The following is a 23,842-nucleotide window of genomic DNA, read 5'->3' on the forward strand; positions in this document are numbered from 1 at the left end:
CGCTGCGGGGTGGATCAGTACGCCGGCCTGGCCGGCTTGCCGCCGACCACGTAGCGCTCGTCGACCGCCTCGACGTTGTTGTGGCGCGACGGCAGCAGCAGGGTGATTTCCTTGCTCACGCTGCCGTCGATCTCGAAGCGGTAGTCGTCGATCAGCGTGGCCTTGTCGCCGTCGCGCTCGATCAAGCGGTAGCTGCCGCGCGGCAGCGTGGCCGGCACCCACCAGGCGGTCCGGCCCGCGTCCGCGCTCGGCCCGCGGCTGAACAGCGGCCGGGTGTGTTCCTGCCAGCCGAGGGTCAGGTTCTCGGCCGGTCGCGGCGCATCCGGCCTGCTCGCGCAGGCGCCGAGTCCGAGCAGCAGGCTGGCGCCGAGCACGCCGCGCAGGAGGCGGCCGGAAAGGGGGGACGTAGGCATGGCAGACCTCGCATGGATTGGGCTTGAGAGGCGCTTGGAGCCCGCGGGCCGCTAAAAGTGCCGCCGGAATTGCGCCGCGGCAGCGGGACGGCGATCCGGATGGCGGATGCGACGAGGCCGCGATGGACCCTGGGGTTCATCGCGGCCTCGTCGTCCGGCGGCCGTGGCCGCCGTGGCTACCGCCCCGCCTCAGTGGCTGCGGGTGATCGGCAGATAGGCCTTGCCGTGGTAGCGGGCGCTGTCCTGGCCGAACTGGGACTGGAAGCGCACCTGGTACTGGCGCCCGACCTGTTCCACCGACAGCACCTCGAAGCGGATGGTCTCGCCGTGGCGGTCCTGGGTGAAGCGGTCACCGGGTTTGAGTTCTTGAACGATCATGATTGTTCCTTCCTTATGGCTGTTTTTGATCGCGGGCCGTGCGGGCCTGGCCTGCACGGACGCGCCGCCTGTCCTGGCGTTCCGCCGCCCTCGCGGGGCATGCGGCCGGCTAGTGTGCGCCGGCCGGAGCTGACTGGACAAGATGACGCGCGCAGAGTTCAGGCGGCTCGCGGGAAGACCCTCGAACCATGCACCGACACCGCGGCCGGACCGAAGCCCGGCGGCTGGACGAAACCGTGACGCCGGCGGCATGGCCGCCATGGAGCGCACGGTACGGCGCCTTCGTTACAGTGGATGAAGCGGGCGCTTGCGGAGCGCCATTCGATACAAGCTTGGGGTATCAAGGGCCGGTGTTCGCAGGAGGCGAAGCGGCTTGCCAGAGGGACGAGGCTTGAGGACTGCAAGAAGGCTCGATCAGGCTACAAGCCCGACCGGAGGCGCACCATAGCACGGCCATCGCAAATGATGCAAGCGCAAGTGCCTGTTTTGATTCCGAAAAAGAAAACCGCCGTTATCTCCTCGATCCGAGGGGCGCGCGCAGAAGGTCGAAATACACACGAACGAGCGCCGGCGAGGCCCCTCTGGTCCACCCCGCAAAGTCTGCGGCTTTGCGGGGGCCTCGGGGCGGCGAGGGCGGGGGCGTCGGATTGAATCAGGACGAAGCGTTGGCCGAGTACTCGCCCATCGAAAACGCCCGGCTTGGCCGGGCGCTACATAAAAGGTCGAGCAGAACGGAATCCAATCAACCCTAAAGCTTCGGGATTTTGATCCGGCTGATCATCAAGGAGCCCGAGATGGCAAACATCAGCACCAGCGGATGGAAGCGGAACCCGCCGATTTCGTACACGCCGAACCACATCCGGTCGCCCAGCGCATCCTGCCAGACCGCGGCGGCCAGCACGGCCACCAGCAGCAGCGAGGTCGGGATCGGCGTGCCCTCGAAATACTTCACCTTGTCGCCGCCCTCGGCGAGCTTCTCGGCCGTCACGTTGTAGCGCGCCAGCCGCGACACGCCGCTGGCGACGAAGAACAGCAGCACGATGCGGTCGAACAGCCCCTGCATGCCGCAGCCGTAGGCGATCACCGCCGGCGCCACGCCGAAGGAGATCACGTCGGCCAGCGAATCGAGCTCGCGGCCCATCGCCGAGCTCTTCTGGCGCCAGCGGGCGATGCGGCCGTCGAGCACGTCGAACAGCAGCGCGAACGGGATCAGCCCGCAGGCGAAGTAGAGATGCAGCACCTCGCCGCTCTGCAGATAGGTCATCACCGCGAACAGCGCGCCGACGCCGCAGAAGGCGTTCGACAGCGTGAACCAGTCGGCCAGATGGAATTCGCGGATCATCGAGAAGGGCTTGGGCGGTGACGTGGTCATGGTGGCGTCCGGATACGGGTTGCTGCGCATGGTAAGCGAAACTGGCCGGCATGCAGAAGGCATGGGCGCGGGTCGCGATCGCATTGCTGCGAGCGGTGCGCCGGTTGCCGGCGCGATGGCGGGAAATGCAACGTTGTGGTGCGGATGTAACGGCACCGTGCGATACGACGGTGCGAACGTGCCATCATTCGGGCTGGCTCGCGCACTGGAGCAAATATTCGGGGCGTCGTGCGCTTGCTCGCTGATCGAGCGCTAGGTAGCCGTCATGAGGGGCGGTCCGCAAAGGCCCGCAGTGTGGTGAATGGATGGAGACAAACATATGAAAATGAACAACTGCTTCAAGAGCTGGCTGGTGCTGGCCGGCAGCCTGCTGGCGCTGAGCGGGCAGGCCGCCGCCGTCGAGGTGGCCGGCGTGTCGATCGATGACAGCGCCAGGGTCGCCGGCGCCGAGCTCAAGCTCAACGGCGCCGGCGTGCGCACCAAGGTCCTGTTCAAGGTCTACGTGGCTGCGCTCTACCTGGGCGACAAGAAGTCCACGCCGGCCGAAGTGCTGGCCGCGCCGGGACCCAAGCGGGTATCGCTGACCATGCTGCGCGAGGTCAGCTCCGACACGCTGAGCCAGGCGCTGCTCGAAGGCCTCAATCACAACAGCAGCGACGAAGAGAAGTCGCGGCTGTTCAACCAGATGCTGGCCATCGGCCAGATCTTCGGCGCCTACCGTTCGATCAAGCCCCGCGACGTGATCACCGTCGACTGGGTGCCGAACACCGGCACGGTGATCCAGATGAACGGCAAGAAGCTCGGCGACACGCTGCCGGACGTCGCCTTCTACAACGCGATCCTGAAGATCTGGCTCGGCGACCGGCCGGCCGACAAGACGCTGAAGCGGCAACTGCTGGGCGAAGCGGCGTCCTGATCCCGGCTTCGCGCCGGACCGCGCCAAGGGGCCGCGATCGCGGCCCCGTTCCATTTTCGCCGCGGCCGCGCGCGGACCGGGCGCCGGGCCACTAGAATGGCGCCATTCCAAGCCAACCCGGACTTTTCCATGCCCACCCTGATCTGCGGCTCGGTCGCCTACGACACCATCATGGTCTTCCCCGACCGCTTCAAGCACCACATCCTGCCGGACAAGGTGCACATGCTGTCGGTCTCCTTCCTGGTGCCCGAGATGCGCCGCGAATTCGGCGGCTGCGCCGGCAACATCGCCTACAACCTGCACCTGCTCGGCGGCGAGCCGGTCATCATGGCCACCGTCGGCCAGGATTTCGGTCCCTACGCCGAGCGGCTCGACGCGCTCGGCATCCGGCATGACTGCACCCGCGTGCTGCCGACCCATTTCACGCCGCAGTGCTTCATCACCAACGACCTCGACGACAACCAGATCACCGCCTTCCACCCGGGCGCGATGAGCGAGTCGCACGACAACCGTTTCGACCACGTCGAGGGCCTGACGCTGGCGCTGATCGGGCCGGACGGCCGCGAGGGCATGCTGGCGCGCACGCGTGAGCTGAAGGCGGCCGGCATCCCCTTCGTGTTCGATCCGGGCCAGGGCATGCCGCTGTTCTCGGGCGAGGAGCTGCTCGGCTGCGTGGCCGCCGCCGACTACCTGGCGATGAACGACTACGAGGCGGCGCTGATGACCGACAAGACCGGCAAGACGCTGGCCGAGCTGGCCGCCATGGTGCGCGCGCTGATCGTCACGCGCGGCGCCGACGGCTCGACCATCTATGTCGACGGCCGCGAGATCGCCATCCCGGCCGCGCGCGCCGAGGCGGTGCTCGACCCGACCGGCTGCGGCGACGCCTACCGCGCCGGCCTGTTGTTCGGCATCGAACGCGGCTGGGACTGGGAGACGACCGGCCGGCTGGCCTCGCTGCTCGGCGCGCTCAAGATCGCGCAGCGCGGCGGTCAGAATCACCGCTTCGACCGCGCCAGCCTGGCGGTGGCCTACCGCGAGGCGTTCGGCTGCGAGCTGCCGGCCTGGTAGGCCTGTCCGGCATCCGCCAAGCGAAAAGCCAGCCCCGCGGGGCTGGCTTTTTTCATGCCGGGGCGATGATGCGAACGTCAGCCGGCTGCAAGCCGCCGATCTTCCAGCAGCGTGCCGGCGGCGAGCGCTTCGGCCTCGTGGCCCGGCTCGCGCCACGGCTCGGCCAGGGCCGCCGCCAGCCAGCGCTGCATGCCCGGCAGCGCGCGCAGGCGGGCGGCATAGGCATCGGCCGCCTCGCCCAATTGCAGGCCGTAGCTCTCGAGCCGGAAGGCGACCGGCGCGAAGAAGGCGTCGACCGCGCTGAACTGCGCGCCGGCCAGGAAGGGGCCGCCGAAGCGCGCGAGGCCCTCGTTCCACAGCTCGGCGATGCGGTCGAGATCGCGCTGCAGCTCGGCCGGCACGGCGTGGAGGCGGATGCGCACGCCGCAGTTCATCGAGCAGCGCTGGCGCAGCGCGCCGAAGCCGGCATGCATCTCGGCCGCCGCGCAGCGCGCCCAGGTGCGCGCGGCACCGTCGGCCGGCCAGACGCCGGCATGGCGCTCGGCCAGGTACTCGACGATGGCCAGCGAATCCCAGACCACGGTGTCGCCGTCGTGCAGGCAGGGCACCCGGCCGTTGGGCGCGAAGCGGCGGAACGGCGCCCAGTTGGCGCCGCCGGCATCGAAGGGGATCAACCGCTCGTCGAAGGCGATGCCGAGCTCGCTCAGCAGCAGCCAGGGCCGCAGCGACCACGACGAATAGTTCTTGTTGGCGATATGCAGTTGGTACATGGCCGCTCCGGCGGGGATCGAGGGGAGGGCCATCATGGCATGCGCCGGCCGGCGTGCAAGGCACAGTGGCGCGGGCGGCGGCACCGGCTGCCCGGCTGTACCGCAGCGCCGGCGCGGGATCGGAGGCGTTCAGGCGCCGCGCTGGTTCGCCGCTTCCTGCAGGTGCAGCACCAGCTCGCGCAGCGAGCAGTCGGCCGGCGGTTCGCAGGCCAGCGTGCGGACCGGCTCGTCGCCGTGCCAGACGTCGATCACGCCGGCGCCTTCGCGGCGGCGGAAGTGCCAGGATTGCAGGACCTCGAACGGGAAGGCGGATTCGCTCGCCATCAGGAGGCTGGTCGCGCGGACCGACTGCACCGCGTCGAGCGGCGGCTCGTCCGCGCCGGCCGGCCACAGGCCGCGCATCGCCTGCGTCACCGCCCGCGTATCGAGCGGGCCGCGGCCGTCGTCCAGCGCGCCGCCGCTCAGCAGCTCGCCGTCCGGGCACAGCTCGACCGCCGACAGCGTGTCGCCGCGGCCCGGCGAGATCTCGAGCGCCAGGTTGCTCACTTGCCGGCTCTCGCCGTGGAACACGCTGATATTGGTGCGCAGCAGGCAGGGGCGCGCCATCAATACGCGCAGGGTCTGGTCGATGGAGGCTTGGGCGTGCATGAGCGGGCCGACGGTTGCGTGCCGCTTTCCTGACCGGAGCGGCGAGGTGGATGACGATATTAAGCGATTAATAATATACAGATGTTGTACGTTTGTACTGTCCGATCGTCGATCCAGGCGCCGGTCCGCAATATTCACATGGCATCGACTGCCGGGCGCGGCCGGCCCGGGCGGAAGCAACTGGCCGGGGTGCAGCCGAAACTGCGGCGGAACACCGCGATGAAGGCGCTGACACTATCGTAGCCCAGGCTCAGCGCCACGTTGCCGACCGGTTCGCCGCGCGCCAGCCATTCGAACGATTTCACCAGCCGCGCCTGCTGGCGCCACTGGGCGAAGCCGAGCCCGGTCTCGGCCGCGAAGCGGCGGCTCAGCGTGCGCTCGCTGAGACCGGCCCAGTCGGCCCACTGCGCCAGCGTGCGGCGGTCGGCCAGGTCGGCCAGCAGCGCCTGGGTGATGGCGAGCAGCCGCCGGTCGCGCGGCAGCGGCAAGGACAGCGGCTCGGCCAGGCCTTGCGCCAGTTCGTCGAGCAGCACCTCGAGCAGGCGCCGGCGCGGCGGATCGAGCGGTGCGGCCGCCGGCCACTCCACCATGCGCGCCACGATCGCCGCCACCAGCGCGGAGCCGGCCAGTACGCAGGGCGTGGCCGGCAGCGCGGCGCACAGGTCGGCGTCCAGGTAGACGCTCCAGCCGGCCAGCGCGCCGTGGCCCTGGGCGGCGTGGGCGCAGTGCGGCGGCAGCCAGCCGATGCGGCCCGGCGGCATCGCCCAGGTCGCGCCCTCGGTCTCGACCACCAGGAGGCCGTCGTCGAGCGCATACAGCTGGCCTTGCGCATGGGCATGCCAGCCGGCGTGCTGATGGCCGTCGTGGCGCAGCCGTTGCACCACCAGCGGCGGGGGCGAGGTTACCGGTTCGGTCATATGGCGGTTTCGCGCTATTTATTGGCGGAGTGAAGATAACGCGCCAATGGGCCGCCCGGCTACGCTAGCGCCTCCAATCACCTACAGGAGCAATGCCATGAAAGCCGAACACATTCTGCCCGACGACCTCGACACCGTTCGCCGCGGCGACGTCGTGGTGCGCAAGGGCAGCGTCGGCGCCTTCCTGGCCAACGCCGCCGTGCTGGCCGATCCGGCCGCGCCGGCGGCCGAGCGCGAGGCGGCGCAGGCCGATCTGATCGAGCTGCTGCCGGCGCTGGAGGCGCTCGGCCTGTTCGAAGTGTTCGCGGTGCGCGATCCGGCGCTGGCCGGGCTGGTCGGCCGGGAACTGGGCCGCCGGAGCTGATCGCCCGCCGCGGCCGACGAGCCGCGGGCGCTGCGGAGCGGGCGGCGGCTACGCCGCCCGGAACGGCGCTCAGTCCAGCCGCAGGCAGCCGGCGGTGCTGCAGACGGCGGTATAGCGCGGTGCGCCCTGGCAGATCACCTGGTAGGTCTCTTCGTTGCCGTTGCGGTCGACCACCCAGGCGCCCTCGCCCTGGCAGCCGTCGGCGCGGCCCATCCGCTCGACCTCGTAGGACCACTGGCCGAGCTTGAGGTCGCGCGTGTCGGCCGGCATCGGCGGCGTGTAGACCGGCGGCTCCTCCAGCGTGCTGGCGACCGTCGGCGCCGGCTCGGCCAGTCGCGTCACGGTCGGCGCGGCGACCGGTACAGGCGCTGCCGGCGCGGTGACGGCGGCGGCTACCTGCATCGGCCGCAGGGCGGAAGCACGCAGATCGATCACGTCGTCGGCGTGGCAATAGGGGGCGAACAGACTGCAGGCGAGCAGGAGCGAGGCGCGCGACATGGCAAACATCCAGCGTATATTTATGACGATGGATTATGCCTTCGGCATTGAAATTAGCCAAGCATGATCTTGGCGAAAGTGGCGGTTCTTCCTCTTCAATTCAAGGATGTACGACGAAAGGCGTGGACCTGATCCCTTTGCGCGCCGACGCACTGAAGTGCCGCGTGATCTGCTCCCGCGGGCGAGACAAGCGACCGCTCTTCGTAGAGCCAACCCTCACCCCAACCCTCTCCCGTGCACGGGAGAGGGGCTTTGAACTCGGCCCTCTGCCATAACTTGGCGCCTGTACCGGTGCTGGCGATAGCGAAGTGTCGGGTCTAACAGTTGATTCATAGAATCACTAACGAGCGTCAGCGAGGCCCCCTCTGGTCCACCCCACAAAGTCTTCGACTTTGCGGGGGCCCCGACGCGGCGAGGGCGGGGGAGTGGGGATGAACCAGAGGAAGCGCGGCTGGTCGAGCACCCATCAAAGAAAAACGCCCGGCTATGCCGGGCGCTGCACTGACGATCAAGCGTTTCACACAGGGCTGGAGATCAACCCGCGCTTCTTCAGCATCGGCTCCACCACCGGATCCCGCCCACGGAAGGCACGGTAGGCCTGCGCCGGATCCTGGGTATTGCCGGCGCTGTAGATGAAGCGATACAGCCGCTCGGCGGTCGCCGCGTCGAACGGATCGCCGGCCTCGACGAAGGCGTCGTAGCCGTCGGCGTCGAGCACTTCGGCCCACATGTAGACGTAGTAGCCGGCCGCATAGCCCGGCCCGGCGAACAGATGGCCGAAGTGCGACAGGTAGTGGCGCTGGCCGATGTCGGCCGGCACGCCGAGGCGCGCGCACTGCTCGGCCTCGAAGGCGGCGATGTCGACCGCCGTGCCGCGCGGCAGCGCGTGCAGCGCCATGTCGATCAGCGCCGGACCGACATACTGGATGGTGGCCCAGGCCTGGTCGAACTGGCGCGCGCGGCGCAGCTTGCCGAGCAGTTCGGCCGGGATCGGCTCGCCGGTGCGGTAGTGGCGGGCGTGGCGCGCCAGCACGGATTCTTCCTCGGCCCAGTTCTCGAAGATCTGCGACGGCAGCTCGACGAAATCCTGCAGCACCTCGGTGCCGGACAGCTTCTCGTAGCGCACCTTGGACAAGAGGCCGTGCAGGCCGTGGCCGAACTCGTGGAACAGCGTGCGCACGTCGTCGAAGCTCAGCAGCGTCGGCTCGGCGCGGGCGAAATTGTTGTTGTTGATGACGATCGGCAGCGTGCCGCCGCCGTGGCTGGACTGGTGGCGGAACAGGCTCATCCAGGCGCCGCTGCGCTTGGTCGGGCGGGCGTAGTTGTCGCCGATGAACAGGCCGGCCAGCTTGCCGTCGCGGTCGCGCATTTCCCACAGCCGCGCGTCCGGGTGGTACAGCGGCACGCCGTGCTGCTCGACGAAGCTGACGCCGAACAGCCGGCCGGCACAGTCGAACATCGCCGCGATCATGTTGTCGAGCGTGAAGTAGGGCTTGAGCTCGGCGTCGTCGAGGTCGTAGCGCTGCTGGCGCACCTTCTCGGCCAGGTAGCGCCAGTCCCAGGCGGCGATCGGCGTCGGCTCGCCGAGCTCGGCGGCGCGGCGCTCGAGTTCGGCGCGGTCGAGCGCGGCCTTGTCCAGCGCCGGCTGCCAGGCCTTCTCCAGCAGTTCCAGCACCGCCGCCGGCTTGCCGGCCATGCGGTCGACCAGCTCGTAGTCGGCGAAGCTGGCGTAGCCGTGCAGCGCGGCCTGTTCCTGCCGCAGCGCGACGATGGCGGCCGCCAGCGGACGGTTGTCGTGCTCGCCGGCATGCGCGCCGCGGGCCACGCGCTCGCGCCAGATCGTCTCGCGCAGGTCGCGCCGCGACGAGAAGGTCATGAAGGGCTCGGCCAGCGAGGGCGACAGCGTGATCACGTGGCTGCCCTCGGCCAGCTTGCGCTCGGCGGCCGCGCCGCGCGCCGCGGCGCGCACGAACTCGGGCAGGCCGGCCAGGTCGGCCTCGCCGTGCAGTTCGAGCGTGAAGGCGGCCTCGTCGGCCAGCACGTTCTGGCTGAAGCGGGTGCACAGCTCGGCCAGCTCCTGCGTCACCGCGGCGTAGCGGGTCTTGGCGGCGTCGTCGAGGCGGGCGCCGGCGCGCACGAAGTCGAGATGGATGCGTTCGAGCAGCCGCAGCTGCTCGCCGTCGAGGCCCAGCCCGGCGCGGTCACGGTACAACGCGTCGATGCGGGAGAACAGGCCGGCATGCAGGTAGATGGCGCTGTCGTGAGCGGCCAGGCGCGGTGCCATGGCCAGCTCGGCGGCCTGCAGCTCGGGCGAGGTCTCGCTCAGGCACAGGTTGTCGAACAGCAGGTAGATGCGGCCGTACAGGCGGCCGGCGCCGTCGAAGGCGACCACCGTGTTGTCGAAGCTCGGCGCCGCGTCCTGGCTGGCGATCGCGTCGAGCTCGGCCAGGTGGGCCGGCATGGCGACGTCGAAGGCGGGCAGGAAATGCTCGGGCCGCACGCGGTCGAACGGGGGCAGGCCGTAGGGGGTGTCCCAGTCGGCCAACAGCGGGTTGGTGTCGAACGGCTGGGTGGGGGCGAGGGTATCGCGCAGTGCATCGTTCATCGCGGCGTTCCGGTCGGGTCAGCGGGACCGCGATCTTACCGGCTGGGCGCGGCGCCCGTTGCCTGCTGCGACGAACTGTCGGCCGGGCCGACCGGTGGCGCGCGGGCGGCCCGGCCGAGGCCGGTTCAGGCGGTGAAGAAGCGCGACTCCAGCTCTTCCAGCCCCACCTCGGCCAGCACGGCGTGCAGCCGCTCAGCCGGCGCGCGGCGCGGCCGGCCTTCGCGGCGGGCGATGATCAGCTCGTTCTTCATCGAGTGTTCCCAGCCGACCAGCTCGGTCACCGTCACCGCGTAGCCATGCGCCTCGAGCTGCAGGCAGCGCAGCACGTTGGTCAGCTGGCTGCCGAACTCGCGGGTGTGGATCGGATGGCGCCACAGCTCGGTCAGCGGGTTCTTCAGCATGCGGCCCTTGTTCTTGCGCAGCACCGCGGCGACCTCGGCCTGGCAGCACGGCACCAGCACGATGGCCTCGGCCTCCTTCTCCAGCGCGAAGCGGATCGCGTCGTCGGTAGCGGTGTTGCAGGCGTGCAGCGCGGTGACCAGGTCGATGCGCGCCGGCAGCGCGCTCGACTCGATCGACTCGGCCACCGACAGGTTGAGGAAGCGCATGCCGGCGAAACCGGCGCGGCGCGCCAGCTCCTCGGACTTGGCCACCAGTTCGTCGCGCGTCTCGATGCCCCAGATCTCGCCGGCCGGCGCGTGCTCGCGGAAGAACAGGTCGTAGAGGATGAAGCCGAGGTAGCTCTTGCCGGCGCCGTGGTCGACCAGCCGCAGGTCGGCATGGCGGCCCAGCGCCTCGCGCAGCAGCGGCTCGATGAAGTTGAACAGATGGTAGACCTGCTTGAGCTTGCGGCGGCTGTCCTGGTTGAGCTTGCCGTCGCGGGTGAGGATGTGCAGCTCCTTGAGCAGCTCGATCGACTGGCCCGGGCGGACGTCGTATTTCTCGGTCATGGGCGGCTTCCCGGCGGATTGTGACGGCGCGAATGCTACGCGCGGCGGGCGCAAACCGTAAGCGCCGCGACCGGCCGAACACGGTTAAGCTCGCGCACCCCGAAGGAGCACCGTCATGGAAGACCGCATCACCGAACTCGAAATCCGCCTCGCGCTGCAGGACGACCTGCTCGACGAGCTGAACCGCACCGTCGCCCGCCAGCAGCAACAGCTCGAATGGCTGGCGCGCGAATTCCGGCGGCTGCAGGAGCAGATGCGCGCGCAGGAGCCGGGCAAGCCGGCTTCGCTGCGCGACGAGATCCCGCCGCACTACTGAGCGGCCCGCCGCCCGACGGCGGCGCCCGGCGCCGCGCCGACGAAGGCGGCGTGGTCCGCGCCCGGCCACGTACAATCGCGCCCATTCCCTCATTCCCGCCGGAGCCCCCATGCCCGCCAAGCTCGTCCCCAAGCTCGCCGCCGCGCTCGATGCGCGCGCCGACCTGATCGCCCGTCTGCACGCCGAGGAGACCGACTGCTACCGGCTGTTCCACGGCAGCGTCGAGGGCGAGGCCGGCCTGACGGTCGACCGCTACGGCCCCTTCCTGCTGGTGCAGAGCTTCCACGTCTTCCTCAGCACCGAGAAGCTGGCCGCCGTGACGGCCTTCTACGCCGAGCGGCTGCCCGGCCTGCAGCTGTTCTACAACGACCGCAGCCGCACCAATTCGCGCATCGGCAACCCGCTCGAGGGCGAGGCGCTGCTGGCCGCCCAGGTGCCGTACGAAGTCAGCGAGATCGGCGTGAGCTACGTGGCGCAGGCCCGCCACGCCGGCCAGGACCCGTGGCTGTTCCTCGACCTGCGCGCCGGCCGGCGCCGGGTGATGCAGGAGGCGGCCGGCAAGTCGGTGCTCAACCTGTTCGCCTACACCTGCGGCGTCGGCGTGGCGGCGGCCAAGGCCGGCGCGGCCCACGTGGTCAACGTCGACTTCGCCGAATCGAGCCTGGCGGTCGGCAAGCAGAACGCCAAGCTCAACGATCTGCCAATCCGCCCGCGCTTCGTGCAGAGCGACGTGTTCGCCGCGGTGCGCCAGTACGCCGGCATCGGCCAGCCGGCCATGGTGCGCGGCAAGCGCATGCCGAGCTTTCCCAAGCTCGAGCCGCATGCCTTCGACCTGGTCTTTCTCGATCCGCCCAAGTACGCAAAGAGCCCGTTCGGCGTGGTCGACCTGGTCAACGACTACGCCGCGCTGTTCAAGCCGGCGCTGCTGGCCACCGCCGAGGGCGGCACGCTGATCTGCTGCAACAACGTCGCCCAGGTCGACCGCGACGAATGGGCCGACCAGCTGCAGCGCAGCGCGCGCAAGGCCGGCCGCGAGATCCGCGAGTTCGAGTGGATCGAGCCGGAGGCCGATTTCCCCAGCCTGGACGGCCGCCATCCGCTGAAGATGGCGCTGCTGCGGGTCTGAACGGCACGCCAGTCCCTCGATTTCCACCGGAGTCCGCCGTGTCCTTCCTCCGCCGTTTCGCCCTGACGGGCGCGCTGCTGGCCGCCATGCCGTCCGCCCGCGCCGACGATGCCGCCGAAGTCGGCAAGGTGCTCGACCGCCTGCACGCGGCGGCTGCCGCGGCGCAGTTCGAGCGCTACTTCGAATTGTTCGCGCCGGACGGCGTGTTCATCGGCACCGATGCCAGCGAGCGCTGGACCGTGCCGCAGTTCAAGGCCTACGCCAGGCCGCACTTCGACCAGGGCCGCGGCTGGACCTACACGGTGGTCGAGCGCCATCTGAACCTGCCGGCCGGCGGCCGCCATGCCTCGTTCGACGAGCTGCTCGATAACGCCGGCCTGGGCCGCTGCCGCGGCACCGGCGTGCTGCGCAAGATCGGCGGGCAATGGAAGATCGAGCAGTACCATCTGACCGTCCCGCTGCCCAATGCGCTGGCCGACCAGGTGGCGAAGCTGATCCGCGCCGAGCAGGCGCCGAAGGACCCGCCCGCCCGGCCCTAGTCCGCCGGCCGGTCCCGGGCCGCGCGCGGCGGCAGCCGGCTTCAGGACACGCTGAATTCGTCGCCGGTCTCGAAGAAGGTGCCGCCGGCGACGTAGTGGATCGAGCGGCCGCGGCCGGGCGCGAAGTGCCAGTGGCCTTCGCTGAAATCGGCCGGATCGGCCCAGGCGGCCACCACCTCGCCGATGAACAGGTCGTAGCGCTGCTGGTTGTGCGGCTCGGCGATCACCCGGCATTCGAGCCAGCCGACGCAGCCTTCGAGCAGCGGCGCCGCGATGCGCTCGGCGGCGAAGGTGGCGAGGCCCAGTTCGGCGAACTTGTCGCCGTCGCGGCCGCTCTGCGAGCCGACCGCCACCGTGGCGGCGGCCAGCGCGCGGGCCGGCACGTTGAGGGCGAATTCGCCGCTGGCTTCCACCAGGGCGCGCGTCAGCGTGCTCTTGTCGATCACCACGCAGACCTTGGGCGGCTCGAAGTCGAGCGGCATGCTCCAGGCCGCCGCCATCACGTTGCGCTGGCCGCCGTGGCTGCTTGAGACCAGCACGGTCGGGCCGTGGTTGAGCAGGCGGTAGGCTTTCTTGAGGTCGACGGCTTGGCGCATGGTGGGGGAGCTTTCGGCTGGAACGTTGAAATTGGGGGCCGGGTGGCCGCTGGACTGGCGCCATGCCCGGCAGGTCGGCTTTACGCCCGACAGCGCTATCAAGCAAGGCCGCTGTCGGGCGTAAAGCCCGACCTACGGCGGCGCGGCGCGGCGGATGGCTTTGCCGCAGGAGCGGCTTCAGCCGCGAACGCTTCGGCACGCGCCGCGGCCTGTTCGGCGATTCGCGGCTGAAGCCGCTTCTACGGTTGTTCGGCGTGTTCGCGCCGCGCCAGCCAGTCGAGCGCCCCGAGGCCCGCCGCACGGCCGCTGGCGAAACAGGCGCTGAGCAGGTAGCCGCCGGTCGGCGCTTCCCAGTCCAGCATCTCGCCGGCGCAGAACAGCCCGGGCACTGCGCGCGCCATCAGCGCCGCGTCGAGTGCCTCGAAGCGCACGCCGCCGGCGCTGCTGATCGCCTCGTCGATCGGCCGCGGCGCACGCACGGTGACCGGCAGCGCCTTGATCGCGGCGGCCAGCCGGGCCGGATCGGCGTAGGCCTCGCGGTCCAGGCATTCGCGCAGCAGGCCGGCCTTGACGCCGGTGATGCCGACCTTGCTCTGCAGATGGCTGGACAGCGAGCGCGAGCCGCGCGGATGGGCCACCTCGGCGGCGATGCGTTCGGGCGAACGGTCCGGCGCCAGGTCGAGCGCGAAGGTGGCGCTGCCGTGCGCGGCGATGGCGTCGCGCAGCGCGGCCGAGGCCGCGTAGACCAGGCTGCCCTCGATGCCGCCGGCGGTCACCACGCATTCGCCGCGGCGCTCGAAGCGGCGGCCGTCCGGGCCGGTGAAGGCGAGCGCCACCGATTTGAGCGGCGCGCCGGCGAATTTGTCGCGGAAATGCGCGCTCCAGCCCACGTCGAAGCCGCAGTTGGCCGGCACCAGCGGCGCGACGTCGACGCCGCGCGCAGCCAAGAGCGGCAGCCACGCGCCGTCCGAGCCGAGCCGCTGCCAGCTGGCGCCGCCGAGCGCCAGTACGGTGGCGTCCGGCCTGGCGAGCCGTTCGCCGGCCGGGGCGGCGAAGCGCAGCGCGCCGTCCGCGTCCCAGCCGAGCCAGCGGTGGCGCACGTGGAAGGCCACGCCGGCCGCCTTGAGCCGGTGCAGCCAGGCGCGCAGCAGCGGCGCCGCCTTCATGTCGGCCGGGAAGACCCGGCCCGAGCTGCCGACGAAGGTGTCGATGCCGAGGCCGTGCACCCAGTCGCACAGCCGCGCCGGCGAGAATTCGGCCAGCAGCGGCGTCAGCTCGGCCTCGCGCGCGCCGTAGCGCGCCAGGAACGGCTCGCGCGGTTCGGAATGGGTGAGGTTCATGCCGCCGACGCCGGCCAGCAGGAACTTGCGGCCGACCGAGGGCATGGCGTCGTACAGCTCGACCGCCGCGCCGCCTGCGGCCAGCACCTCGGCCGCCATCAGCCCGGCCGGGCCGCCGCCGATCACCGCGACGCGCGGCGCTTCAGCGCGCATGGGGCGGCTCCTTGGCGGCGTGCTGCGGCGCGGCGCCCGACGTGGCGATGCCCGCTGCCGCGGCGTCCGCCGTCGGCCGTTGCGCCAGCATCTGCTTGATCTGGTCGAGGTCGCGCAGCGTCTGCCAGGTCAGGTGGTCGAGCCGGCCGTGCAGTTCGCCGATGGCGGCCTCGGCCTTCAGGTTCACCTCGAAGTCCCGGATCATGGTCATGCGGTCGCGCGCGGTCTGGCGGTTCTGCGACATCAGGATGATCGGCGCCTGGATCGCGGCCAACATCGACAGCACCAGGTTGAGGAAGACGTAAGGGTAGGGGTCGAAGGCATGGCTGCGCAGCAGCTCGGTGTTGAGTACCGCCCAGCCCAGCAGGAACACCGCGAACAGGCTGATGAAGGTCCACGAGCCGCCGAACTCGGCGACCCGGTCGGCCAGCCGCTCGCCCAGCGTCACGCCGTCTTCCTCGGGCAGCCCGTTGCCGCGCGTCGTTTCCTGCAGCCGGCGCGAGATGCGCCTCAGCGCGGAGCGCTCGCGGCCGCCGAGGCCGCCTATGCCGGTATGCAGCAGGTGTTCCGCCAGGAAGCGGATGTGCTTGTCGTCGTGTTTCATTGCCTATGCCCTGTGGCGCGGACGCGGCGGATTATCCGGTCCGAAGGGGGAGATGGAGCGCGGCCGCGGCCGATGGTTCAGGCCGGCCGGGCCGGCGGCAAGGCCGCCACCGCGTCGAGCAGCGATTCTAACCGGCCTGGCTGCGGCCAGTCCGCCGGCAGGACCAGGCCGCGCGCCAGCTCGTGGCCGCCTTCGGCCGGCGGCGCATATTCGGCCACCATCATCGGCTGCGGCGCGGCGGCGAATTGACGCGCCGCTTCGGCCTGCTGCGCGGCGAGATCGGCGCCGGCCTCCTCCAGCCGGCGCGGCGCCAGCCAGTCCGGCTTGGCCAGCGCGCGCCAGCGGCCGCCGGGCCGGCTGCACGGCCAGGCCTCGCCCCAGCGCCGCCACCAGCCGCGCAGGTGGTCGGCGGCGAGGCCGGCCCAGGGCACATCGGCCGGATCGCGGTAGAACATCCAGCCGCGCAGCCAGGCCATCGGCTGGACCGCGGCGGCCGGGTCCGGCAGCGCGGCGCGGCCGGCCGGCGTCCCGGCCAGCCGCAGCTGGTGACCGAACAGCCGGGCCAGCTTGAGGTCGAGCGCGTCGCGCAGGCCGGGGCCGACGTAATGCAGGCCGCCGGCGTGCGGCAGCGCGACGTAGAACTTCACCGCCAGCTCGATGTGCAGCAGCGGCGCCTCGCCCGGCTGCCGCAGCAGGAAGTCGTACTCGCCGAGGCTGATGCCGCCGTCGCGGACCGGCAACTGGCTGGCCAGCAGCGCGTGGCCGGGCAGCCGGGCCAGGCCGGCGCGCAGCAGCGATTCGGCATGGCGGCCGAGACGAAACGGACCGGTGGCGGTCGAACCCTCGAATGCAGCCGCGACGGCGGCCGGGTCCAGCCGGCGCCACCAGGACTCGCCGAGCGCCGCGCTGCCGTCGGCGACGCCGGCAGGCAAGGCCGCCGGCGCCAGCAGCGAGGGCGAGCCCAGCAGCCAGTGCAGGTCGGCGAGGGCGGGCGATGCGGTCATGGGTCGAGGTGTGAAAGATGCGATGCAATACGATACGCTAGGGCCGTTGTTCGGGATGCGCGCCGCTCGCCGGCCGCCTCCTCTGGTCGGGCCCGCCCTGCGGGCCGCCGCACTGACTATCCACCAAGCGAGGACAGCCATGGGACACCACGACCGATCGCCGCGCGGCGCGCGCGAGCAAATCATCCAGCTGGCTGCCCGGCTGATGGCCGAGGAGCACGTCGACGACTACGGCCAGGCCAAGCGCAAGGCCATCAAGCGGCTGGGCCTGCCCGAGGGCAAGAACCTGCCCGGCAACGAGGAGATCGAGGCGGCGCTGCGCGACTACCGCGCGCTCTACCAGCCGGGCCACGCCGACGTGGTCGACGGCCTGCGCCGCACCGCGGCGACCGCCATGCGGCTGTTCACCGAGTTCAAGCCCTACCTGGTCGGCTCGGTGCTGGCCGGTACCGCGGGGCCGCATTCCGACATCAATCTGGTGGTCTACACCGACAACGACAAGGCGGTCGAGATCCGCTGCCTCAACCTCGGCATCGACTACCGCACCGAATCGAGCCCCAAGGGCGGCCATCCGACGCTGGCCTTTGTGGTCGACGGCAGCCTGGTCCGGCTGTCGATCCGGCCCGAGAACGACGAGCGGCAGGGCGCGCGCGGCGCCGCCGAACCGCTCGAGCGGGCGCGGCTGGCGCAGGTGGAGGCTTTGCTGGCGGTGGCGGCGTAGCGCTGCAGGCGCCGGCTGTCCAACTGGTCGGTCGGCGATCAATAGCTGAAGACACGCTGTCGCTACCCTCTCCCTCCGGGAGAGGGCAGGATGAGGGACGCCGGTTGAGCGTTAGCTGACCGTCAGCGTGTGACTGAACCGTCGCTCCCTCACCCCAACCCCTCTCCCGGAGGGAGAGGGGCTTTAACCCCCAGCTTCATCTTTGGCATATAGGCATTCGCCGTCCGCATCCATACATCCGCCGACCACCCCGGCAGGTAGCCCCTCCCCATGTAACCCCCGTGCATCCCCCGCCGCCTGGCAGTCCGCCGGCGCCGGTCTATGCTGGTACCGCCAAACCACAACACGCCTGTACGAGGCGCCGCCCTGCGCGGCGGCGCCCGCGCCCACGGCGGCCGGCGGGTGCGCGCCCGTTCCGGGAGGAGTCGATTGCATGGGATCGCTGCGGCCGCCCGCTCGCCGGGTGGCCGTCGTGCCCGTTGCGCCTGCTTCGCCTGCCCGTTCCCGCTCCCCTGCCCAGCCCGCCGACGTGCGGCCTCGTCCCGGCACCAGCCCACCATTTGCCGCGAGGAGCGCAAGCAATGGCCAAAGCCAGCAAGAAATCCGGCGCGAAAGCCCAGTCCGGACCGATCGAACTCGACGTCGCCGTGGTCGGCGGCGGCGTGTCCGGCACCTACAGCGCCTGGCGGCTGCAGGCCGCGCGCGGCGCCGAACAGCGCATCGCGCTGTTCGAATACAGCGACCGCATCGGCGGCCGGCTGTTCAGCAAGACCCTGCCCGGCCTGCCCAACGTGGTGGCCGAGCTCGGCGGCATGCGCTACATCCCGACCAGCCACATCATGGTCGCCAACCTGGTCACCCACCTCGACCTGCCGACCAAGAACTTCCCGATGGGCGCGCCCGCCCCAGTCGGCGCCAAGAACAACCTGTTCTACCTGCGCGGCCAGTACCTGCGCTACCGCGAGCTGTCCGACCCGGCCAAGGTGCCCTACAAGCTCGACTGGAGCGAGCAGGGCTACGGGCCGGAGGACCTGCAGGTCAAGGTGATGAACTACCTGTGCCCGAACTTCGCCAACATGAGCCTGTGCGAGCAGATGAACGTGAAGGTGTTCGGCAAGGAGATCTGGAAGTACGGCTTCTGGGACCTGCTCTATCGCGTGCTCAGCAACGAGGGCTACCAGTTCATGAAGGACGCCGGCGGTTACGAGGCCAACGTGGCCAACGCCAGCGCCGTCACCCAGCTGCCGGCCACCGAATACAGCGACGAGACCGTCTTCCTCACCCTGCGGCACGGCTTCCAGGCGCTGCCGCTGACGCTGGCCAAGCACTTCGCCGAGCTGCCCGGCGTGCTCGACGGCAAGGCGCGCGTGCACATGAACCAGCGGCTGGCCGAGATCCGCATCGACGACGGCGCCGACTACCGCTACACGCTGGTGTTCCGGCCCACCGTCAGCGAGAACGGCAAGACCCGCGACGTCGAGGACGGCGAAGAGACCGTGGTGCGCGCCAAGAAGCTGATCCTCGGCATGCCGCGCCGCTCGCTCGAACTGATCAAGTCCGATTTCTTCGACGATCCATGGCTCAAGAAGAACCTGACCTCGGTGCTGATCCAGTCGGCCTTCAAGATGTTCTTCGCCTACGAGCAGCCGTGGTGGCGCAGCCTGGGCCTGGTCGCCGGCCGTTCGGTGACCGACCTGCCGATCCGCCAGATGTACTACATGGGCACCGAGTGCGAGCAGGAGGGCGGCAAGCCCTGGCTCAACTCGCTGGCCATGGTGTCGTACAACGACATCGGCACCGTGCCGTTCTGGAAGGGGCTGGAGAACGACGAGCCCTACCGCGGCTTCGTGCCGCGCTGCATCGAGCCCGGCGTCGACCAGAACAACGTGGTGCCGCAGATGGCCCACATGGCGACGCGCGAGATGGTCTACGTGGCGCAGCGCCAGGTCGCCCAGCTGCACGACCAGCTCGAGCTGCCGCTACCGTATTCGACCGCCTACCAGGAATGGGGCGACGACCCCTACGGCGGCGGCTGGCACGAATGGAAGGCCAACTACCGGCTCGACGAGATCATGTGCCGCATGCGAAAGCCGGTGGACAGCCAGGACATCTTCATCGTCGGCGAGGCCTATTCCTACGGCCAGGGCTGGGTCGAGGGCGCGCTGACCACCGCCGAGTCGACGCTCGAATCGTTCTTCGGCCTGCCCCGGCCCGACTGGCTGCCGCCCGAGTCGGACTACCCGCTGATGCCGGTGCCGGTACCGGAAGGCTGCAGCATCGATACGGGCTGCCAGACCTGCCAGAACTGCGCGCCCATCCTCGACGACATCACCCAGTTCGCCTACAAGGGGATCGATCATGACGACGGTAACTAACCAGGCCGCGGCCAACGCGGCATCCGCCCCGTTCACCGTGGCGCAGTACCTGCTCACCCGGCTGGTCGAGCTCGGCGTGAGCAAGGTGTTCCAGGTGCCCGGCGACTACGTGTCGAAGTTCATGGCGGCGCTGGACGCCTTCCCCGGCATCGAGGCGGTCGGCGACGTGCACGAGCTCGGCGCCGGCTATGCCGCCGACGGCTATGCGCGCGCGCTCGGCGGCTTCGGCGCGGTCTCGGTGCAGTACGGCGTGGGCAGCTTCAGCGCGCTCAACGCGGTGGCCGGCGCCTACGTCGAGCGCAACCCGGTGGTGGTGATCTCGGCCAGCCCCTCGACCGCCAACCGTCAGGTGGCGCGCCAGCAGGGCATCCTGTTCCACCACTCGACCGGCGATTTCGAGGCCGACCGCGACGTGTTCGCCCAGGTCACCGTCGCCAGCGAGGTGCTGCGCGACGCCGCGCTGGCGCCGGGCCAGATCGACGCCGCGCTGGTCGCCGCGCTGACCCATCGCCAGCCGGTCTACCTCGAGGCCTACCAGAACGTCTGGGGCGATCCCTGCCGGCCGCCCGAAGGCCGCCTCGCGCCGCTGCCGCCGGCCAGCGACCTCGACGCGCTCAAGGCCGCGCTGGACCTGACGGTGGAGAAGCTCAAGGCGGCGCAGCGTCCGCTGCTGCTGCTCGGCGTCGAGATCGCCCGCTACGGCCTGGCCGAGCAGGCGCAGCAGCTGGTCGACCAGAGCGGCCTGCAGTTCACCACCACGCTCTTGGGCAAGACCGTGCTCGACGAATCGCAGCCGGCCTTCATCGGCACCTATGCCGGCCCGGCCTCGATCGCGTCGACGCGCGAGATCGTCAACGCCTCCGACTTCGTGCTGGCGCTCGGCGCGATCTTCACCGACGACTACCTCTACTTCATGGGCCAGCATTTCGACGCCATGACGCTGTCGGACGACCAGGGCCTGCGCATCGGGGCCGCCCACTACCGCGACGTCGCCATGCAGGATTTCCTGGCCGGCCTCCTGTCGCGCGTGGCCGAGTTCGCCCGGCCGCCGATCCCCGGTCCCAATACGCTGCCGCTGTTCGTCGACGAATCGGTCGACAAGTCCAGGCTCGACTACAACACCTTCTTCGCCCACCTGACCGACCACCTGTTCGAGCACAAGCTGACCCGCAGCACGCGGCTGATCCTGGGCGAGAGCTCCTCGCTCTACGTCGCCTCCAACATCAGCCACCTGCCGGCCGGCAGCTTCATCGGCGACGCCGCCTGGGGCTCGCTCGGCCACGAGACCGGCTGTGCGATCGGGGTGGCGCTGGCGACCGGCGCCAAGCCGGTGGTGGTGGCCGGCGACGGCGGCTTCATGATGGTCTGCCAGTCGCTGTCGACGCTGGCGCGCAACCGGGTCGAGTCGGTGGTGTTCGTGATGAGCAACCAGGTCTATGCGATCGAGCAGGCCTTCGTCGACGACAAGGCCTTCCTGCCCGACGGCGAGTTCGCGCCGTTCGACGTGCTGCCGGCGTGGGACTACGCCGGCGTGGCGGCGGCCTTCGGCGCGCGCAGCTTCAAGGTCGACAGCCTCGGCCAGCTCGGCGAAGTGCTGACGCAGGCTTTCGCGGTCGAGGGCGGGCCGGCGCTGGTCGAGGTGGCGATCTCGGACAAGGACCTGGCGCCGCAGATCAAGCGGCTGGTCGACAACACTCCTTGACCGTCGAAGCCGAGGCGCCGGCGCGCGGCCGCTGCCGCCGCGTGGCCGGCAGGTCGGGCTTTACGCCCGACAGCGCCGCAAATCGAGGTCGCTGTCGGGCGTAAATCCCGACCTACGTTGAAGCGCGGCCGCAGATCGGTGCGAGGCACGCATTTGCAGCTGCCGTCTTGCCTGCTTGCGCAATGTAGGTCGGGCTTCAGTCCGACAGCGATCCGTCCAACGGCGCCGCCGGGCTGAAGCCCGACCTGCATGGCGATCGCCGCAGGCGCGGCATCGGCTGAAGGTGACCCCGAGACCAGAACCACGCCTGCGCCACCTGTCGCCACGCCATTTCAACGGGCCGGCATAGACCGGCTCCATCCAAGAGGAGGAAAACCATGCGCACCCTTGTTGCATCCATCCTGGCCGCCGCCGCTGTGGCCTTGATCCCCACCTTGGTCGAAGCCCATTCGCTGGCCGGCCAGCGCGCCGAATTCACCCCCGCGCCGGACAGCCTGAGCTTCGCCGACGTCATGCGCGAATGCGTGCAGGCGATCGACCCGGCGCAGACGCAACTGCAGTCGGGCCTGGGCGATGCGAAGTACCCGCTGGTGACGCTCGGCCTGCACGTCGAGCAGGTCAAGCTGTTCTACAGCCAGGGCTTCACGCTGCAATACGGCTTCAACTTCCCCGACGCGATCCAGGCTTTCCACAAGGCGATCAGCCTCGACCAAGGCGTCGCCATGCCCTACTGGGGCATCGCGCTGTCGGCCAATTCCAACATCAACAGCGACGCCACCCACGGCTGCAACCGGCTGTCCTATCGCGCGAGCCAGGTCGCGCTGCGCAATGCCCAGGCGCGGTTGAAGGACCCGGCCGCCCGCGCCCAGTACAGCATCGCCCAGCTCGAGCGCGAGGTCGGCTATGCCGATGCCTTCGCCAGCCTGTTCGAGCGTTCCGGCACCAAGGTGGTGATCACCGACGCCACCCAGCGCCGCTACGTCGAGCGCATGAAGGCGCTGTCGGAGCGCTACGAGGACGACCTCGACGCCGCCACGCTGTACGCCGACGCGCTGCTCAACGTCACGCCGTGGAAATGGTGGAAGGGCACCGCCTCGACCAGCAACGAGGTCAAACCCACGCCCGAGGCTGACACCGCGCTGCAGGTGCTCAACAAGGTGCTGATGCAGAACGCGCTGCACAGCGGCGCCAACCACTTCTACATCCACGTGATCGAGGAATCGCCGTTCTCCGAGAGCGGCCAGCCGATGGCCGAGCGGCTGCCCAGGCTGACGCCGGCCTCGGGCCACCTGGTGCACATGGCCTCGCACATCTACCAGCGCATCGGCGACAACGCCGCCGCCAGCGCGGCCAACTACGCCGCGGTGTCGGTCGACCGCGCGCTGGCCAACCAGGACAAGTCCAACGACGTCTATCCGCTGCACTACCTCGGCCACAACATCCACTTCCTGACCTGGACGCTGTCGATCGAAGGCCGCCGCAACGAATCGCTGAACATGGCCGAGGAGCTGGTGCAGAACACCCGCACCTTCGCCAGCAACGACTACCTGTGCCGCCAGTTCCCCGAGGAGATCCAGGTCAAGAGCGACTACTTCTTCGCCGCGCCGTTCTACTTCGGCACCCGCTTCCAGGCCTGGGACTACGTCGAGCGCATGGCCGGCGAGGTGAAGGCGGCCAACGAGGCGATCAACCAGACCTGCCGCGCCGCGCGGCCCGACTGGCCGGAGCTGAAGATGCCGTACAGCCGCGCCATGCTGGCCTATGCGCGCGCCTACCAGGCGCTGGGCGGTCCCGGCGAGGCGGGCCAGGCCGCGCTGCGCGACTTCTGGGGCACGGTGCGCGCGGTGCTGGACGCCAACAAGAACCTGCAGTACGGCAACAATGCGGCGCTGCAGCTGTTCCGCATCGCCGACGTGATCCTGCTCGACCGCGCGCTGAATGGCGGCCGCTCGCCGGCGATCCCGCTCGAGACGCTGCGGCAGCAACTGAACGAGGCGGTCGGCGGCAGCCCGGCCGAGCCGCTGGCGCAGGATCTGGCCGACGCCAAGGGCGACGCCGAAGCGGTGGTGCTGCAACTGTGGCGCAAGGGCGTCGTACTGCAGGACGCGCTCAACTACAACGAGCCGCCGGACTGGTACTACACGCTGCGCGAATCGCTGGGCTACGCGCTGCTGTCGCGGGGCAGCGGGCTGCAGGGGCGGAGCCGCGAGAGCCAGGCCCAGGGCAAGACGGCGCAGGCGCAACGCGAAGCGGACGAGGCACAGGCCTATCTGGGCGAGTCGGAGCGGGTATTCCTGGCCGACCTGAAGAACAATCGCCAGAGCGGCCGCTCGCTGGCCGGCCTCAAGCTGAGCCTGGAAGCGCAGAAGAAGTCGGTGCCCGAGTGGGTGAAATCGCAGCTGGCGGCGGCCTGGCGCAACGCCACGGTGAGCGCGATACCGGCGCCGTAGGCAAGCGGGGCAGG

23 protein-coding genes are annotated in these 23,842 nt (G+C 70.1%); 10 read left to right on the forward strand and 13 right to left on the reverse strand.

Annotated features, from left to right (window positions below; all coding sequences use genetic code 11):
* Positions 1-14: 14 nt before the first annotated feature.
* The 3 genes from H9L41_RS01555 to H9L41_RS01565 form a co-directional block, all read right to left on the reverse strand.
* Positions 15-413, reverse strand: coding sequence for a hypothetical protein (locus tag H9L41_RS01555; RefSeq protein ID WP_034606634.1), 399 nt, complete (start codon positions 411-413; stop codon positions 15-17).
* A 189-nt stretch (positions 414-602) separates the two neighbouring features.
* Positions 603-791: a sortase family protein gene (locus tag H9L41_RS01560; protein WP_028445805.1), complete on the reverse strand. Its 189-nt coding sequence runs from the start codon at positions 789-791 to the stop codon at positions 603-605.
* Positions 792-1,539: 748 nt separating this feature from the next.
* Positions 1,540-2,163, reverse strand: coding sequence for a CDP-alcohol phosphatidyltransferase family protein (locus H9L41_RS01565; protein WP_028445806.1), 624 nt, complete (start codon positions 2,161-2,163; stop codon positions 1,540-1,542).
* A gap of 319 nt (positions 2,164-2,482) precedes the next feature.
* Here H9L41_RS01565 and H9L41_RS01570 point away from each other — a divergent pair, with 319 nt between their 5' ends.
* Both H9L41_RS01570 and H9L41_RS01575 read left to right on the forward strand, forming a co-directional pair.
* Positions 2,483-3,079: a chalcone isomerase family protein gene (locus H9L41_RS01570; protein WP_028445807.1), complete on the forward strand. Its 597-nt coding sequence runs from the start codon at positions 2,483-2,485 to the stop codon at positions 3,077-3,079.
* Positions 3,080-3,208: 129 nt separating this feature from the next.
* Positions 3,209-4,150, forward strand: a complete 942-nt coding sequence (locus H9L41_RS01575; protein WP_034606635.1) for a carbohydrate kinase family protein — start codon at positions 3,209-3,211, stop codon at positions 4,148-4,150.
* 77 nt (positions 4,151-4,227) lie between these two features.
* Here H9L41_RS01575 and H9L41_RS01580 read toward each other — a convergent pair whose 3' ends face one another.
* The 3 genes from H9L41_RS01580 to H9L41_RS01590 all read right to left on the reverse strand — a co-directional run bounded on the left by H9L41_RS01580 (position 4,228) and on the right by H9L41_RS01590 (position 6,485).
* Entirely contained in the window at positions 4,228-4,920 is a 693-nt protein-coding gene (locus tag H9L41_RS01580; RefSeq protein ID WP_028445809.1) for a glutathione S-transferase family protein, read from the reverse strand.
* 129 nt (positions 4,921-5,049) lie between these two features.
* The gene (locus H9L41_RS01585) at positions 5,050-5,568 is read right to left on the reverse strand and encodes a hypothetical protein (RefSeq protein WP_028445810.1); all 519 of its coding nucleotides are present in this window, start codon (positions 5,566-5,568) and stop codon (positions 5,050-5,052) included.
* A gap of 134 nt (positions 5,569-5,702) precedes the next feature.
* Positions 5,703-6,485 carry an AraC family transcriptional regulator gene (locus H9L41_RS01590; protein WP_157461929.1) on the reverse strand — a complete coding sequence of 261 codons (783 nt, stop codon included), beginning with the start codon at positions 6,483-6,485 and terminating at the stop codon, positions 5,703-5,705.
* A gap of 97 nt (positions 6,486-6,582) precedes the next feature.
* On the opposite strand from H9L41_RS01590, the gene H9L41_RS01595 reads away from it, so the two are divergent.
* The gene (locus H9L41_RS01595) at positions 6,583-6,849 is read left to right on the forward strand and encodes a hypothetical protein (protein ID WP_028445812.1); all 267 of its coding nucleotides are present in this window, start codon (positions 6,583-6,585) and stop codon (positions 6,847-6,849) included.
* Positions 6,850-6,918: 69 nt separating this feature from the next.
* Here H9L41_RS01595 and H9L41_RS01600 read toward each other — a convergent pair whose 3' ends face one another.
* From H9L41_RS01600 to H9L41_RS01610, 3 genes are all read right to left on the reverse strand, one after another.
* On the reverse strand, positions 6,919-7,347 hold the full coding sequence (locus H9L41_RS01600) for a hypothetical protein (RefSeq protein WP_028445813.1): 429 nt from the start codon (positions 7,345-7,347) through the stop codon (positions 6,919-6,921).
* 517 nt (positions 7,348-7,864) lie between these two features.
* Positions 7,865-9,952, reverse strand: a complete 2,088-nt coding sequence (locus H9L41_RS01605; protein WP_051318924.1) for a M3 family metallopeptidase — start codon at positions 9,950-9,952, stop codon at positions 7,865-7,867.
* A gap of 125 nt (positions 9,953-10,077) precedes the next feature.
* Positions 10,078-10,902: a class I SAM-dependent methyltransferase gene (locus H9L41_RS01610; protein WP_028445815.1), complete on the reverse strand. Its 825-nt coding sequence runs from the start codon at positions 10,900-10,902 to the stop codon at positions 10,078-10,080.
* Positions 10,903-11,017: 115 nt separating this feature from the next.
* Here H9L41_RS01610 and H9L41_RS01615 point away from each other — a divergent pair, with 115 nt between their 5' ends.
* The 3 genes from H9L41_RS01615 to H9L41_RS01625 all read left to right on the forward strand — a co-directional run bounded on the left by H9L41_RS01615 (position 11,018) and on the right by H9L41_RS01625 (position 12,883).
* Positions 11,018-11,218, forward strand: a complete 201-nt coding sequence (locus tag H9L41_RS01615; RefSeq protein ID WP_028445816.1) for a SlyX family protein — start codon at positions 11,018-11,020, stop codon at positions 11,216-11,218.
* Positions 11,219-11,327: 109 nt separating this feature from the next.
* A complete protein-coding gene (locus tag H9L41_RS01620; RefSeq protein ID WP_028445817.1) occupies positions 11,328-12,344 on the forward strand; it encodes a class I SAM-dependent rRNA methyltransferase in 1,017 nt (338 codons plus the stop codon).
* Between the two features lie 38 nt (positions 12,345-12,382).
* Positions 12,383-12,883 carry a nuclear transport factor 2 family protein gene (locus H9L41_RS01625; protein ID WP_028445818.1) on the forward strand — a complete coding sequence of 167 codons (501 nt, stop codon included), beginning with the start codon at positions 12,383-12,385 and terminating at the stop codon, positions 12,881-12,883.
* Between the two features lie 41 nt (positions 12,884-12,924).
* Here the strand turns inward: H9L41_RS01625 and H9L41_RS01630 are convergent, their stop codons facing one another.
* From H9L41_RS01630 to H9L41_RS01645, 4 genes are all read right to left on the reverse strand, one after another.
* On the reverse strand, positions 12,925-13,479 hold the full coding sequence (locus H9L41_RS01630; RefSeq protein WP_028445819.1) for a flavin reductase family protein: 555 nt from the start codon (positions 13,477-13,479) through the stop codon (positions 12,925-12,927).
* A 239-nt stretch (positions 13,480-13,718) separates the two neighbouring features.
* The gene (locus H9L41_RS01635; RefSeq protein WP_028445820.1) at positions 13,719-14,972 is read right to left on the reverse strand and encodes a TIGR03862 family flavoprotein; all 1,254 of its coding nucleotides are present in this window, start codon (positions 14,970-14,972) and stop codon (positions 13,719-13,721) included.
* Positions 14,962-15,576: a DUF1003 domain-containing protein gene (locus H9L41_RS01640; protein ID WP_084300109.1), complete on the reverse strand. Its 615-nt coding sequence runs from the start codon at positions 15,574-15,576 to the stop codon at positions 14,962-14,964. The genes H9L41_RS01635 and H9L41_RS01640 overlap by 11 nt, the downstream gene beginning before the upstream one ends.
* 77 nt (positions 15,577-15,653) lie before the next feature.
* Positions 15,654-16,580 carry a DUF1853 family protein gene (locus H9L41_RS01645; RefSeq protein WP_051318925.1) on the reverse strand — a complete coding sequence of 309 codons (927 nt, stop codon included), beginning with the start codon at positions 16,578-16,580 and terminating at the stop codon, positions 15,654-15,656.
* 139 nt (positions 16,581-16,719) lie between these two features.
* On the opposite strand from H9L41_RS01645, the gene H9L41_RS01650 reads away from it, so the two are divergent.
* The 4 genes from H9L41_RS01650 (at position 16,720) to H9L41_RS01665 (ending at position 23,828) form a co-directional block, all read left to right on the forward strand.
* A complete protein-coding gene (locus tag H9L41_RS01650; RefSeq protein WP_028445821.1) occupies positions 16,720-17,301 on the forward strand; it encodes a nucleotidyltransferase family protein in 582 nt (193 codons plus the stop codon).
* A 581-nt stretch (positions 17,302-17,882) separates the two neighbouring features.
* Positions 17,883-19,676: a flavin monoamine oxidase family protein gene (locus H9L41_RS01655; protein ID WP_051318926.1), complete on the forward strand. Its 1,794-nt coding sequence runs from the start codon at positions 17,883-17,885 to the stop codon at positions 19,674-19,676.
* The gene (locus H9L41_RS01660; protein ID WP_051318927.1) at positions 19,660-21,378 is read left to right on the forward strand and encodes an alpha-keto acid decarboxylase family protein; all 1,719 of its coding nucleotides are present in this window, start codon (positions 19,660-19,662) and stop codon (positions 21,376-21,378) included. The genes H9L41_RS01655 and H9L41_RS01660 overlap by 17 nt, the downstream gene beginning before the upstream one ends.
* A 377-nt stretch (positions 21,379-21,755) precedes the next feature.
* Positions 21,756-23,828 (forward strand): hypothetical protein, encoded by a 2,073-nt coding sequence (locus H9L41_RS01665; protein WP_034606636.1) that lies wholly within the window; start codon positions 21,756-21,758, stop codon positions 23,826-23,828.
* Positions 23,829-23,842 lie beyond the last annotated feature (14 nt).

The organism is Chitinimonas koreensis (assembly GCF_014353015.1).
Taxonomy (GTDB): domain Bacteria; phylum Pseudomonadota; class Gammaproteobacteria; order Burkholderiales; family Chitinimonadaceae; genus Chitinimonas; species Chitinimonas koreensis.